The following is a 13,974-nucleotide window of genomic DNA, read 5'->3' on the forward strand; positions in this document are numbered from 1 at the left end:
TGTCAGTAGCTCGTGATCTGTCGCCTGTTTGTAGCTCGTGAAGTGTCGTGTTTTCGGTGCCCCGGAACAAGGGGGACACGATGGGCACGGCATCCATTCACGAAGGTGTACGACGGATGCGGTTTTCAAGTTTGTTGGAGCGGACGGAGGCCAAGGAGCTGACGCAGGAGGCGGCTTCAGAGGTTCTGGGGATCAGCGTGCGGACATTTCAACGTTGGGCAGAACGCTACGAGGCAGAGGGCGATGACGGGCTTGTCGACCGGCGGATGGGTCGCCGCTCGCCACGGCGAGCGCCGGAGGAAGAGCTTGAGCGGATGCTGGGGCTGTTCCGGGACAAGTACGCGGACTTCACGGTGAAGCATTTCCACGAGCAGCTGCAAAAGCGGCATGGCTATATGCTGGGCTATACGGTGACCAAGCGAGCCCTGCACGCGGCAGGCCTGGTGCGGAAGGCGCCGAAGCGTTCGGCGCACCGCAAGAAGCGCCCGCGCCGGCCGCTTCGGGGCATGCTGCTGCACCAGGACGGATCGCGCTACGCTTGGATCGAAGGTCTGCCCGCGATGGACCTGATCGTCACGATGGACGATGCGACCAGCGAGGTCTATTCGATGGTTCTGGTCGAGGAAGAAGGAACGGTCTCGACCTTCCAAGCCTTGCGCGAAGTGATTGGCGAGCATGGCCTGTTCTGCGCGCTCTACACCGACCGCGGCAGCCATTATTTCCTTACCCCTAAAGCCGGCGAGAAGGTCTCGAAGACGCAACAAACCCAGGTCGGACGGGCCTTGTCGCATCTTGGGATCGAGCATATCGCAGCCTATTCGCCGCAGGCGCGCGGACGCTCCGAGCGGTTGTTCGGCACCTTGCAGGATCGGCTGCCGAAGGAGTTGCGGCTTGCCGGGATCACGACGCTCGATGCTGCCAACGCGTGGCTGAAGGCGCATTACATCCCCGGGCACAACGCAGTGTTTGCGATCAGGCCCGAACAGGAAGGCACGGCATTCGTGGCCGACCGACACGAGGCTTGGCGCGAGGCGCTGTGTGTGATCGAGGAGCGAACCGTCGCCAACGATAATACCGTTGCATGGAACGGTCGGCGGCTGCAGCTGCCGCAGAGCCGGCTCAGGCCTCACTTCGTCAAGGCCGTGGTGCGGGTACATGAGTATCCCGATGGCACCCTCAGCGTGTTCCTCGGACCGCATCGGTTGGCAATGTTTAGCGCCAACGGACAGCAGATCAGCCCCGACGCGCCTCAGCCTGGCTGCGTGCTCGGAGCCGTCAAGGACAAGCCCTTGCGGGCGCGCAAGCGCGCGTCCTTGACCGCTCCTGCGCGCGCCGCCGCCAAGATCGTGCGGGTCGGGGCGGAGAAACGGGCTTCAAGTCGAACAAAGAAACTCACCCGAAAGGCTAAAACCGACGCAACAGCCGTGGCATGATCATTCAGGGAAAGCCGTCCCCGCCTTCCGGCTAACCTGCAAATCACAAACGAAGGCGACAGATCACGAGCTACAAAAACACGACATCTTCACCCGCTACGGACACCGGCGGACTTGCGTGATTGGACGTGGCCGCATCGCTGCCCTATAGGTCGGCGCATGCGATTAAAGAGCAGTATTTGGGTGGCCGCCTATCTGCGCCGCTGCCAGACCGAGGGCGTGTTCGGCGCAGTCCGCAAGAAGGGCGCCGAGGAGGCCGGTGCCGTGTTCGTCAAGGTCGCGCTGATGGACGGCAACGCCATGCTGTACGTGCCGGCGCCGCAGACGGTCTATGACGAGGGCCGGCCGGTCGAGCGTCTGTTCGTGTCGGCCGCGCCGCAGCCGGTGCCCGAGCCGTCGGTCGAGGAGCGATTGGCAAAGGAGCTCCGCTTCGATCCCGACGCATGGATCGTCGAGACCGAGGATCGCGCCGGGCGGCATTTTCTCGATCTGGCGAAGAGCTAGCTTTTTGATGTCTGGCTGCGGATCGCGGGCGCGCTGCCGGGCTGCACCGCCGGCCGTGTCAGCGAGGATGCCGCGCGCGCGTGATGGCGTTCGTCGTCGTAGAGCGAGGCGCGATACTTGCCGCGCGCCACCGCCATGGTGGAGCCGCGCCAGGCGGCCAGCAGCACCAGCGCCGAGCGTTCGCTCAGACGATCGTAGAGCCGCGACAGCCGGTAGACATAGTTGACCGACGAGCCCGCGTCTGGATTGAGGAACATCAGGATGCGCTGGAACGCGGCGCCCGACATGTCGAGCGCGCGCATCGCGCAGGCGAGCGGCTCGCCGCCGGGATCGTTCACCACCTGTGCGGCGATCCGCGACGGCAGGATCAACGCTTCGCCGACCTCGAGCGTGAAATTGTCGAGATCCTCGGCAAACGCCGCCATCTCCAGGATGTGGATCGCGCGCGCGGCGCGGGCGGCCGGAAGCCGTGCCGCGGCCTTCAGCGGCGTCTCCTGCAGATTGTGCAGGATCTGCGCGCGCTCGCTGGCGCGGGCGGCAAAGAACATGTCGGCGATCTCGGCGGCATCGTTCGGCCGCATCGCAAGGCTCGCGGCCATCCGCTGCTGAGCTTCGGTCGGCAGCCTGACCGGCGGCGCGGGTGGGGCGGCGGCGGGGATCGGCGCGGCCGCCGGCATGGCCTCGCCGGGAGCGGCGCGCCGCAGGCCGAGCTTGTCGATGATCCTGGCGGGCGTGGCGGGATAGACAGCAAGCCGCGCGCGAACCGCGGCGCGCGTCGCGTCATCGACTTCGTCGATCAGGCGCGAGGTCAACTCGACGAATTGCTGCTCTTCGTCCGCGGAGTGGGCGCTGGCCTGCACATAAAGGTCGGTCAGGACGCGCAGCAGCGTCGGGCGGATGTCGACGCCTTCGCGACGCGAGAGCGTCATCAGCCCATCGAAACCCGGAAACAATGGAGCTGCGCTCATTTCAGGCGTACGCGACTGGATAAGGATTCAGTTTCGAAAACCGTGTGCAGCTGGGAGCTTAGGCGGGTTGCTTTAAGGGGCAGTTAAGGAAAACAGCTCGTGAAGGCGAACGCTCGGATTTGCACGTGTCCCTTAAGGCACAGCGCGATATCCGTAGCCGTCCGTGCCGGAGGCTTAAGATACCATTAACCATGCGCGTTCTTAACTGACGCCTGCGCGGGGCAAATCACGTCCGCGTGGGGGCCAGAGGGGAACATGGGCACCATCATTGAATTTCCGGCGGATGCGGCTACGCGGCGGCCGAGCGTGATGGACGGCGCAAGCGAACGCGTGGGTACCGTGCTGATCCTTCCCGTCGTCCGGATCGAACGCACCGCCGAGGAGACCGGCGGGGGTCGCGGACCGGAAGAGGGGACTGCACCGGGCCGCCGTCGCCGCCGGCGATCCTGATCGCGGGATATCGTGCGATGCCGCGCCGTGCGCAGCCGATCTTTCCGGCGCTGATCCTGCTGTTGGCGGGCGCGGCGCTTGCCGGCTGCAGCGGCGGTGATTTCGGCCGCACCCGCGCCGACTTCCGCAACGACGACATGCACCGCTGGCTCGGCACCGAGGCGACCAACAGCATCGGCATGAAGTCATCGCAATTTCAGCTCACCGAGCATGAGCGGCAGTTGCGCGATCTCGCCTACCAGTTCATCGAGCCGCCGCTGTCGCGCCCGGCGTGGAAGAGCGTGTTCGGAGACTACCAGAAGCTGCCGGCGCCATGGCGACAGAACGTGGTGTTCGACCGCACCGCCTATGGCCGCAACCTGATCGACGAGCCGCACCGCTCGTTCGCCTCGCGCTACTCGCTCTTGGTCGACGACGTCCGTGACGACATCACCCGCTTCGAGCCGTTCTTCGCCATCGCGGCCCAGGTGCTCGAACTGGACTGCAGGCGCAGCGCGAGCCTCAGGGTGATCGCGGACGTATCGCCGCGCGAACGTGCGGATGCGGTCGCGCGGATCGAAGAGAACGCGTTGATCGTGCAATGGGTGCAGCAGGCCCTGCAGCGGCGCATCGCGTCCTATCGCTGGGCACTGGAACGGCTGGTGATCCAGGCACCGGACGGCATGGCTGCCGACGCCGAACGTCAGATCAACGAACTCGCCCGGCTCGCCGGCACCGTACAGTTGTCCGCCTGCCAGGGAGCGGTGGCAGGGGTGGTGACGAAGGGGTAGGCCCGCTTCGCTTGCCTCGGTGCGGGCTAGCGCTTGCGCGCCGGAGGCGGCGGCGCCGGGGCAGGGGCGGGCTGTGGCGGCGGCTCCTGCTTGGCCGCGACCGGCTCGCTCTGCACCTTGCAGGTCGAGGCTGCGAGCGAGGCCTGGGCCTGCGGCATCAGGCCGGGCTCCGGCGCCAGCGCCTTCAACAGGATCAGTCCGGTCGAGGTCGGCGAGTCGATGATCAGCCGGTCGGCCGCGGTGACTTCCTCGTCTTCCGGCAGGTCGTTGTGCTGCGCCTCGGTCATCAGGTCGAGCTCGATCACCTTCTTGCCGGCGGAGCGGTCGTTGATGGCGTAGTAGGCGACCTCGTTGCGGGTGTAGAACGATACCGAGGTATAGGCTTGGCTCACCGGCACGGTGAGCTTGATCGGCCCACCGGAGAGATCGTAGCGGCAGATCGCCATCGCGAAGGCCGGATCCATCAGCGGCAGCGGCGAGTTGTTCGGATCGGCCAGCGGCAGCTGCGTCACCTCGTTCAGTTTCGTCATCGGCGTCAGCCGCGAATAGGCGTCCTGCGAGGCGATCCGCGGCAGCGCCAGCACGCTGACGAGATGGACCACGCCGCCAAGCAGCACGCCCGCCAGGATGGTGAACACGATTCGGATCATTTGCAGCCCGTCGTCGTGATCGCCGGCATCGGCGCGTCGCGCTGCGTCCGCGTCGCCACCCCGACCGGCGTGTCGTAGAGGCGCAGCATCAGCGCATAGCGCTCGATGCCACCTGTTGGCAGCCAGTTGCCGGTGCGCGAGCGCGAGGCGATGTGGATCTCGAAGGTCCCGTCGGAGGCGCGGATGATCTCCTGGCTGGTGAAGCCGTAGCGCTGCAGCGCGTTCGCGACCAGATGGCCCTTGCGGTCGAACAGCGTCAGCGTCCAGAACCGCGCCGCAGGGGTGACGCCGCTGACGACGACGTCGCAGCGGCCGTCGAGCGGCTTGTTCTTGTCGTCTGATGTCGCCGAGAAGGAGATGCCGTCTCCGGTGCCGATCGGCAGCTCGCCGCTGCGCGCGATGGTGGCGCGCGAGTAGGGGTCGACGTCGGAGGTGCCGTTCTTCGGCCGCGCGGTCCACGCGCCGATCTTCAGTGTGCCGAGATCGGTGCCGCGCGTCGCGGTGGCGTAGGTCAGGCCGAGCCCGACGGCGGCGGCGATCACGAGCGCCAGCAGGGTGGTGAGAAGCAGCCGCACGTCAGTTCTTGCGTGGCACGGTCGCGGTGGGGGTGCCGTCCGGCCCGGCCGCGGCGATGTAATTCTCGGGGAAGGCGAGCGCGCTCGAGGATTCCGATTTGCCGGTGTTGGATGGATCGTTCAGCGTGGTCTTGCCGGTGTTCTTTTCAGCAGTCCTCGCCGCGTCGTCGAGCAGCTTCTCGACCCGCACCAGGACATCGGCGCCGCGCTTGGTCAGCACCGGCGGCGGACCCGGCTTGGTCTCCAGCACCTTCGGCGCCGCGTTCGCCTGCGCATTGGCCTGCGTTGGCTGCGGCAGCTTCTGGCCCATGCCGACGCCGACGAGCTCGCGCACCTCGACGCCCTGATGCGCCGTGACCATGATATCGTGCCAGGTCTGCGCCGGCAGCGAGCCGCCGGTCATGCGGTTGGTCGGCGAGTAGTCGTCATTGCCGTACCAGACCGCGCAGGTGAAGTTGCCGGTATAGCCGACGAACCAGGCGTCGCGATAGGCGTTGGTGGTGCCGGTCTTGCCCGCGGTCGGAATGCCGTCGAGCGCGGCACGGCGCGCGGTGCCTTCGCTGACCACGTGGCTCATCATGCCGGCCATGTCGGCGGCGATGTTCGGCGGAATCGCCTGCTTCGGCTTCGGCCCGTCGCGATCCCAGCGCCACACCAGGTCGCCGGCGCCGGTGCGCACCTCCAGCACCGAGTGCGGCGTCACCGACTTGCCCCGGTTCGGGAAGGTCGCGTAGGCGACCGCGTGCTCGAGCACCGTGACTTCGTCGGAGCCGATCGGCAGCGACGGCGTGTCGGGCAGCGGCGCCTTGAGGCCGAAGCGGCGCGCCACCTCGATGATCTTGGCGCGGCCGGCCTTCGGCCCTTCCTTGCCGCCCATCATGATCGACAGTTTTACCGGAACCACGTTGATCGAGCGGGTGATCGCCTGCGTCAGCGTCACCGAGCCGGAATAGGAGTGGCCATAGTTCTGCGGGCACCAATTGCCGATGCACACCGGGCCGTCGACGATCTTCGAGTTCGGCGTGAAGCCGTTCAGCAGCGCGGTGGTGTAGACATAGGGCTTGAACGACGAGCCCGGCTGGCGATAGGCGTCGGTGGCGCGGTTGAACTGGCTCGCGCCGTAGTCGCGGCCGCCGACCATGGCGCGGATGCCGCCGTCGAGATCCGACACCACGGTTGCCGCCTGCGTCGCGTGATAGTCGCGCCCGAACTGGCGCAGCTGGTTCTCGATCGCTTCCTCGGCCGCGTGCTGCACGTTCATGTCGATCGCGGTGCGGACCACGAAGACGCGCTCGGTGTAGGATTTCGGGAAGGTGTCGACCAGCTTGCGCATCTCGTCGAAGGCGTAGTCGAGATAGTAGTTCGGCGAATTCTCATCGCGTCGGTCGACCGCCACCGCCGGATTGCGGCGGGCGCCGAACACCTGGCCCTCGGTCATGAAGCCGGCATCGACCAGATTATCGAGCACGACGTTGGCGCGGGCGCGCGCCGCGGGCAGGTTGATGTGCGGGGCGTATTTGGTCGGCGCCTTGAACAGACCGGCGAGCATCGCGGCTTCCGCGAGGTTCACGTCGCGCACCGACTTGTTGAAGTAGAAGTGCGCCGCGCCGTCGACGCCGAAGGTGCCGCCGCCCATATAGGCGCGGTCGAGATAGAGCTTCAGGATCTCGTTCTTGGTGAGGCGCGTCTCCAGCCAGATCGCGAGGAAGGCTTCCTTCACCTTGCGCTCGATGGTGCGCTCATTGTTGAGGAACAGGTTCTTGGCGAGCTGCTGGGTGATCGACGAGCCGCCCTGGCGGACGCCGCCAGCCTGCGCGTTGGTGACGAGCGCGCGGGCGAGGCCCGGGATGTCGATGCCGAAATGGTCGTAGAAGCGGCGGTCTTCGGTCGCCAGCGTCGCCTTGATCAGGTTGTCCGGAAAGTCTTCCAGCGGAATCGAGTCGTTATGCTTGATGCCGCGGCTGCCGATCGGATTGCCGTAGCGGTCGAGGAAGGTCACCGCGAGGTCGGATTTCTTCAGCCAGTCCTCGTCGGCGGTCTCGCGAAACGCAGGGATCGCCAGCGTCAGCAGCAGGATCATGCCGCCGAGCCCAAGCGTCGCGGCCTCCGACAGCGGCTCGATGAACACCCAGCGCTTCCAGCGGCCGACATAGAAGCGGTCCATGAAGGTAGAGTAGCGCTCGAACAGCTCGCGCAGGCCGCGGCCCGACGCGAACAGGGTCGCGCCGAAGCGCGCGTCGAGGTCCAGGAAAAAGTTCCGGACGTTCTGCTTCCAATGCGGCGGTAGGATCTGGCGCACCGGGGCCCTTGATCAGTTCGACAGTGCTGCAGGCGCCAAAAGCGGCGCCGACGCGCGTCTTGCTTGGATGTTGCGGCAAACCCAAGGCGTTTTTGCGTCGTTGGGCACTCGTTCGTTGTTCTATCCGAGCGGCTGCCATAAACCAATGGCGGGCCTTGTGAATTTAATGAGAGGGCTAACGCTGCCCACCGCCTTTTGCAGCCCCGCAAAACCACCCCCTTGCGCGCGTCCCTGCGGCACCCCAAAACGAGCCGCATCGGCCTTAAACAGGGAATCATGACCGCACCGCCCAAACGCCAGTCGGACCAGGAGGGATTCTTCTGGAAAACCAAGACGTTGGAAGAGATGTCCAACGCCGAATGGGAGAGCCTGTGTGACGGCTGTGCGCGTTGCTGCCTGGAGAAGCTCGAGGATGAGGACACCGGGAAGATCTACTTCACCCATATCTCCTGCAAGCTGCTCGATTCCGGTCTGTGTACCTGCAAGGACTACCAGAACCGCTCCGACAAGGTTCCGGACTGCGTCCGCCTGACGCCTGAGAACGTCCGCACCCTGAACTGGCTGCCGCCGAGCTGCGGCTATCGTCTCGTGGCCGAGGGGCGCGACCTCTATTGGTGGCACCCGCTGATCTCCGGCGATCCCAACACCGTCCATGAAGCCGGCGTTTCGGTGCGCGGCCGGGTGGAGGGCACCGAGATCGACGTCAATGATGCCGACCTCGAGGATCACATCGTGCGTTGGCCCGGACTGCTGCCGAGACAAGCAAAGCTGAAGAAGCGGCCGAGGGTGTTGGGCAAGACGTCCAAAGCGTGACGCGATCACGGCTGCTTGCATCACATCGGCGCGAGGACGCCGGGGCGGGATGCACCCATGCGCCGAGCCACCTGCCTCAGCATCGCGTTGCAGCATACATTCGAAATTGAGAATGATTCCATCGCGGGCGCGGGCTCGCGCAGCAGATTTACGCCTCAAATGAACAAGTATGAACGGCAGAGCCGTTTTCCTGCCGACCAAGAAACGTTGCCGCAAGACGTCCCTGGTGACATCGCCGCAGAGCTGTCCCGCCTCCCGAGCGAGGTGATCGAACTCAGCGACGCGCCGCCGCTGGCACCCCCGGTCCCGCTCACGCACGACGAAGTCCGCACCATCGTCATCAGCCTGATGCTGACGATGTTCCTCGCCGCGCTCGACCAGACCATCGTCGCGACCGCGCTGCCGACCATCGGCCGCCAGTTCGGCGACGTCACCAACCTGTCCTGGGTCATCACATCCTATCTCCTGGCGTCCACCGCGGTGGCGCCGGTGTTCGGCACCTTGAGCGACATCTATGGCCGCCGCGCCATGATCATCACCTCGCTCAGCCTGTTCGTGGTCGGCTCTGTGCTGTGCGCGATCGCGCCGAGCATGACGACGCTGATCCTCGCCCGCGGCCTGCAGGGGCTCGGCGGCGGCGGCATCATGCCCGTCGTTCAGACTGTGATCTCCGACGTCGTCTCTCCGCGCGAGCGCGGCCGTTACCAGGCCTATTTTTCCAGCGTCTGGATGGCCGGCGGCATTCTCGGCCCGGTGATCGGCGGCGTGTTCGCCGAGCATCTGCACTGGTCGATGATCTTCTGGATCAACCTGCCGCTGGCGGCGGCTGGACTTGCGCTTCTGCTGCCGAAGATGAAGAAGATTCCGGTGTTCCACCGCAAGCGCGAGGTCGACTGGCTCGGCGGCATCCTGCTGATGGCGTCCGCCGTCGTGTTCATGCTGGTGCTGACCTGGGGCGGTACCCGCTTCTCCTGGCTGTCGCCGACCATCACCGCGATGCTCGGGGCCTCGATCGCGCTTGCCGGCGCCTTCGTCTGGCATGCGCGCCGCGCCGACGAGCCGTTCCTGCCGCTGTCGCTGCTCGGCGGCTCCGTGGTGCCGTTCGCGATGTGTGCGGGCGGCTGCGCGCTCGGCGCCATCGTCGGCCTCACCGTGCATCTGCCGCTGTATTATGAGGTGGTCTATCACCTCAGCGCCAGCGAGGCCGGCCTCGCGCTGATCCCGCTCGCGGCGATCTCGACCTGCGGGGCCGCGATCGCCGGACGGACCATGGCGAAGGCCAAGCACTACAAGCGCGTCGCGATCGTCGGCACTTCGGTCGCCGCGATCTGTGCTGCCGGCATGGCGGTGACGACGTTGCCGCTGTGGGGATTGCTGATGCTGATGGGCGTGTTCGCGCTCGGGCTCGGCACCACGTTCCCGATCAGCGTGGTGTCGCTGCAGAATTCGGTGGCGCGGGCGCAGGTCGGCACCGTCACCGGCGCGATGAACTTCTTCCGCGCGCTGATGGCGTCGTTCACGGTCGCGGCCTTCACCACGATCCTGCTGACGATGCTGGGCTCCGACATCTCGCTCGCCAGCGAGCATCATGCCGCGGGAGCGGTCAGCGCGATCCCGGTCGCCGATATGGTCACCGCGTTCCGCTACGTGTTCGCTGCGGCCGCCGTGTTGCTGACGACCGCGTCGATCTGCATGATCATCATGGAAGAGCGTCCGCTCGCGGGGCCGGCGATGCCGCCGGCCGAGATGGCGGAGTAGGGCCTCCCGGCTCACCGCGCGGTCACTCCAGCCGGATGCGGGTGCCCCTGGCGCCGTTGAGCAGCCGCCGCAGGTGATAACTCGCGAGCGGATCGTCGGCATGCACGCCGACCAGAGCGGCGAAGGCCGGCATCGCCGCGGCGTCCTCCGACTCCAGTTTGGCAAAGGCGCTCGCATATTGCGTCGTGGCCGGCGCGTCGAATGTCGACGCCGGTAACGGCTCGTGTGCGCGCAGCGGTTCGCTGCGGCCGCGCAAGACGAGATCGCCGATTGGCCGTCCCTTGAAATCCTGTGCCGCGTTCGCGACGCTGTCGCTGACGCAGATCCGGGTGCCCAGCGCCTTGTTGGCGGCCTCCAGCCTGGCGGCGGTGTTGATGGTGTCGCCATAGGCCGTGTAGTCGAAGTAGCGGCTGCCGCCGAAATTGCCGACCAGCGCTGGGCCGGCATGCACGCCGATCCGCGTCGCGCCGAAATCGACGCCCTTCTGCTTCCAGCGGGCGCGAAACGCCTCCGCCCACTGATCGAGCGCCTGCGCGCAGGCGATCGCGCGGGTCGCGTAGTCGGCCTGGTCGTCCGGTGCGTTGAACAGCACCTGGATCGCATCGCCGATCACCTTCGCCACCGTCCCGTCATGGGCGAACACGACATCGGTCAGGCCACCGACATATTCGTTGAGCAACTCCGCGAGCACTTCGGCCTCAGCGGTCTCGACCAGCGAGGTGAAGCCGGTGATGTCGGTGAAGATGACGGCGACGTCGCGCCAGCGCACCTGCATGTCATCATCGTCGTCGCCGGCGGCGAGGCGCCTTGCGAGTTCGGGCGAGAAATAGCGCGACAGCGAGGCGTGGGCGCGCTCGGCTTCCGCCTGGCGCCGCCGCGCCTCGCGCAGCACCTCGATGTGGCCGAGCGTCTTCAGGATGGTCGCTTCCAGGTCGGCGAAATCGATCGGCTTGGTCAGGAAGTCGAACGCGCCGCGATTCATCGCGGTGCGGATGTTGCTCATGTCGCCATAGGCCGAGACGATGATTGCCGACTTCTTGTCCTCGCGCTCCTGCAGCTTGGCCAGCAGCGACAGGCCGTCCATCCGCGGCATGTTGATGTCGAGCACGACGAGATCGACATGGGGATGCCGGTCGATCGACTGCAGCGCCTCGACGCCGTCGCGCGCGAACACGAAGTCGATGCGCCGGTCGCGGATCTGGCGGCGGAACTTCTGCAGGACGAGCGCCTCCAGATCGGGCTCGTCGTCGACAACGAGAACGGTGGAGGTCATGCGGCCTGATCCAGTCTCGCCTCGATCTCCTGGCGGACCTGGCCGAAATCGATCGGCTTGGTCAGCAGCCCCTCGGCACCGCGCTCCAGCGCCTTCCTGCGCGTTTCGGCATCGCCATAGGCCGTGATCATGATCACGGGAACGTCGGGCCGCCGCGCGCGCACCTCCGGCAGCATCTCCAGCCCGCTCATGCCGGGCATGTTGATGTCGGAAAGGATCAGGATCAGCGTCCGCTCGCCGGTATCGCCGATCCGGCTCAATGCCTGCGGCGCCGAATGGGCGAAATCCATCATGAAGCGCTGGGCGCGCAGGTCGCGGCGGAATTGCTGCCGGAACAGGATCTCGATGTCCGGCTCATCATCCACCACCAGAACCAATACACTCACTGTCATTCCCCGGTACTGTTCGAAAAATTGCTTCGGCGCGGCAGCAGGATGGTGAACTCGGTGAACTCGCCGGGTTCGGTCGCGACCTCGATCCTGCCGCCATGTTGCTTCACGATGATATCGTGACTCATGGAGAGTCCGAGGCCGGTGCCTTCGCCCGGCGGCTTGGTCGTGAAGAACGGGTTGAACATCTTGTCCTTGACCGCGTCCGGAATGCCGACGCCGTTGTCGCGAATGCGGATCTCGACATGGTCGCCGCGGCTCTGCGTGCTGGCGCTCACCGTGGGCTCGAATTCGCCGCCGTTCTGGCCCTTGCGCTTGCCGACGGCATAGAAGCCGTTCGAGATCAGGTTGAGCAGCACCCGCGTGATCTCCTGCGGGAACACTTCGACTGCTCCGGCCTGCGGATCGAATGCCCGCACGAGGGTGACGTTGAATTGCGGCGTCTCGGCGCGGGCACCGTGATAGGCGAGGTTGAGGCTCTCCTCGACCAGCGCGTTGACGTCGGTCGGCCGGTGCTCGCCGCTGCCGCTGCGCGAATGCAGCAGCATGTTCTTGACGATGGAATCGGCGCGCTTGCCGTGCTGGACGATCTTCTGCAGGTTGCCCTTTAGCAGCCCGGTGAGCTCGTCGATTTCACCACGAGCATCGTCCGCCAGCGCGAGCGGCACCAGCGCTGCGTTCAACTCATCGGTCAGCTCGGCCGAGAGCGCGGCGAAATTGTTGACGAAGTTGAGCGGATTCTTGATCTCATGCGCAATGCCGGCGGTGAGCTGGCCGAGCGAGGCGAGCTTCTCGGTCTGCACCAGGCGGTCCTGCGCAGCGCGCAGATCGTCGAGGGATTTCGCCAGCTCGGCGGTGCGCGCCTGCAACTGCTCGAACAGCCGCGCATTCTCGATCGCGATCACCGCCTGGTCGGCGAAGGTCTTGAGCAGGTTGATCTGGGCTTCGGGGAACGCGCCCGGCTCGGCGCGCGAGACCCCGATGGTGCCGATCGGAACGCCTTCGCGGAGCATCGGCACCACCAGGATGCTGCGATAACCCCGCGCGCGCGCCATGTCCTTGATGGCCTGGGAGACGTCGGGCTCGCTCTCGATATCGGTGCGGAAGGCAATGGTCCCGGTCTCTGCGGCACGGCTGTGGATCCCCGGCGAGGCGAGCGGTGCAGGGAAGGAGATTCTGATCTCTTCGTCGCCTTCCGGACTGCCGGCCGTGCATGCCGCCAGATGCAGCATGTCGCCGACCACCCGCGTCACCAGCGCGGTTTGCCCGGCGAGCAGGCGCCGTGCGCTTTCCGAGATGGCGTCGAACACCGGCCGCACATCGGTAGGAGAGCTGGCGATGGCGTTGAGGATCCCGGCGGTCGCGGTCTGCCGCTCCAGCGCCTCGCGCGTCTCGTTGAACAGCCGCGCGTTCTCGATCGCGATCACCGCCTGATCGGCGAAAGTCTGCAGCAACTGCACGTGGTGGTCCGAAAAGGCACCGGGCTCGGCGCGCGTGATGCTGATCATGCCGACCGCCGTTCCGCGGTTCATCAGCGGCGTGAACAAGACGCTGCGAAAGCCGCGCAGGCGGGCGAGCCGCCGGTTCGGCTCGGGAACTTCGCCGGCTTCGCTGTCGGGGAATTGCACGGTCTTTCCGCCGCGCACCAGCGCGAAGGTCGGGAAGTCGGCGATGTGGCGCGGGAACGAGGCCCGCAGGCCGGCGTCGGCCTCGGGACTGGTCGGCGTGTAGGCCACCAGATGCAGCTCATCGCCGATGAAGCGCAGCACGGTGGCCGAGAAGCCGTGCAGCAGCCGCTTGGCATTCGACGCGATCGCCTCGAACGCCGGCTGCGCGTCGGACGGCGAGGCGGCGATGACCTTCAGGATCTCGGCGGTCGCGGTCTGCCATTCCAGCGCCTGGGCTTCGCGATCGCGCGCCGCTGCCAGCTCGGCTTGCAGGCGGCCGGCCTCCGCCGCCGCGGATTGCAGCCGCCGCTCGAGCTCGTCGATCCTGCGCCTCTGATCGGCGTCCATGGGCTGGTCATTCACCGGTTCGGCGCCGCGAAGCGAGCGGGCGCGATGCATGGGCGGCGAAACACCCGGGCAGGTAA

General features: G+C 66.3%; 13 protein-coding genes. 6 read left to right on the plus strand and 7 right to left on the minus strand.

All coding sequences use genetic code 11. The annotated features are described in order from the left end of the window. The first annotated feature begins 80 nt into the window (after positions 1 to 80). Positions 81 to 1,433, plus strand: a complete 1,353-nt coding sequence (locus tag JQ633_RS00005; protein ID WP_211981049.1) for an ISNCY family transposase — start codon at positions 81 to 83, stop codon at positions 1,431 to 1,433. Positions 1,434 to 1,592: 159 nt separating this feature from the next. Continuing rightward, a complete protein-coding gene (locus JQ633_RS00010) occupies positions 1,593 to 1,937 on the plus strand; it encodes a DUF1491 family protein (RefSeq protein ID WP_211981050.1) in 345 nt (114 codons plus the stop codon). Here the strand turns inward: JQ633_RS00010 and JQ633_RS00015 are convergent. Beyond that, entirely contained in the window at positions 1,934 to 2,866 is a 933-nt protein-coding gene (locus tag JQ633_RS00015) for a DUF2336 domain-containing protein (RefSeq protein WP_249158650.1), read from the minus strand. The genes JQ633_RS00010 and JQ633_RS00015 overlap by 4 nt on opposite strands. Before the next feature lie 294 nt (positions 2,867 to 3,160). On the opposite strand from JQ633_RS00015, the gene JQ633_RS00020 reads away from it, so the two are divergent. Both JQ633_RS00020 and JQ633_RS00025 read left to right on the plus strand, forming a co-directional pair. Further along, positions 3,161 to 3,355, plus strand: coding sequence for a hypothetical protein (locus JQ633_RS00020; protein ID WP_211981053.1), 195 nt, complete (start codon positions 3,161 to 3,163; stop codon positions 3,353 to 3,355). Between the two features lie 17 nt (positions 3,356 to 3,372). Beyond that, complete coding sequence (locus JQ633_RS00025; protein ID WP_249158652.1) at positions 3,373 to 4,125, plus strand: hypothetical protein; 753 nt, start codon at positions 3,373 to 3,375, stop codon at positions 4,123 to 4,125. Between the two features lie 26 nt (positions 4,126 to 4,151). On the opposite strand, the gene JQ633_RS00030 is transcribed toward JQ633_RS00025, so the two are convergent. From JQ633_RS00030 to JQ633_RS00040, 3 genes are read right to left on the minus strand one after another with little or no spacing between them, the layout of a single operon-like run. Beyond that, the gene (locus JQ633_RS00030) at positions 4,152 to 4,775 is read right to left on the minus strand and encodes a DUF1254 domain-containing protein (RefSeq protein ID WP_211981054.1); all 624 of its coding nucleotides are present in this window, start codon (positions 4,773 to 4,775) and stop codon (positions 4,152 to 4,154) included. Further along, entirely contained in the window at positions 4,772 to 5,350 is a 579-nt protein-coding gene (locus tag JQ633_RS00035; protein ID WP_211981055.1) for a DUF1214 domain-containing protein, read from the minus strand. The genes JQ633_RS00030 and JQ633_RS00035 overlap by 4 nt, the downstream gene beginning before the upstream one ends. A gap of 1 nt (position 5,351) precedes the next feature. Next, positions 5,352 to 7,649, minus strand: coding sequence for a transglycosylase domain-containing protein (locus JQ633_RS00040; RefSeq protein WP_211981056.1), 2,298 nt, complete (start codon positions 7,647 to 7,649; stop codon positions 5,352 to 5,354). Positions 7,650 to 7,925: 276 nt separating this feature from the next. Between JQ633_RS00040 and JQ633_RS00045 the strand changes: the two genes are divergently transcribed. Both JQ633_RS00045 and JQ633_RS00050 read left to right on the plus strand, forming a co-directional pair. Then, positions 7,926 to 8,462, plus strand: coding sequence for a YcgN family cysteine cluster protein (locus tag JQ633_RS00045; RefSeq protein WP_211981057.1), 537 nt, complete (start codon positions 7,926 to 7,928; stop codon positions 8,460 to 8,462). A 159-nt stretch (positions 8,463 to 8,621) separates the two neighbouring features. Beyond that, the gene (locus JQ633_RS00050) at positions 8,622 to 10,220 is read left to right on the plus strand and encodes an MDR family MFS transporter (protein WP_211981058.1); all 1,599 of its coding nucleotides are present in this window, start codon (positions 8,622 to 8,624) and stop codon (positions 10,218 to 10,220) included. A gap of 22 nt (positions 10,221 to 10,242) precedes the next feature. Here JQ633_RS00050 and JQ633_RS00055 read toward each other — a convergent pair whose 3' ends face one another. From JQ633_RS00055 to JQ633_RS00065, 3 genes are read right to left on the minus strand one after another with little or no spacing between them, the layout of a single operon-like run. After that, complete coding sequence (locus JQ633_RS00055) at positions 10,243 to 11,493, minus strand: adenylate/guanylate cyclase domain-containing protein (protein WP_211981059.1); 1,251 nt, start codon at positions 11,491 to 11,493, stop codon at positions 10,243 to 10,245. Then, complete coding sequence (locus JQ633_RS00060) at positions 11,490 to 11,879, minus strand: response regulator (protein WP_211981060.1); 390 nt, start codon at positions 11,877 to 11,879, stop codon at positions 11,490 to 11,492. The genes JQ633_RS00055 and JQ633_RS00060 overlap by 4 nt, the downstream gene beginning before the upstream one ends. Positions 11,880 to 11,881: 2 nt before the next feature. After that, complete coding sequence (locus tag JQ633_RS00065; RefSeq protein ID WP_211981061.1) at positions 11,882 to 13,897, minus strand: GAF domain-containing sensor histidine kinase; 2,016 nt, start codon at positions 13,895 to 13,897, stop codon at positions 11,882 to 11,884. Positions 13,898 to 13,974 lie beyond the last annotated feature (77 nt).

The organism is Bradyrhizobium tropiciagri (assembly GCF_018130505.1).
Taxonomy (GTDB): Bacteria; Pseudomonadota; Alphaproteobacteria; order Rhizobiales; family Xanthobacteraceae; genus Bradyrhizobium; species Bradyrhizobium tropiciagri_B.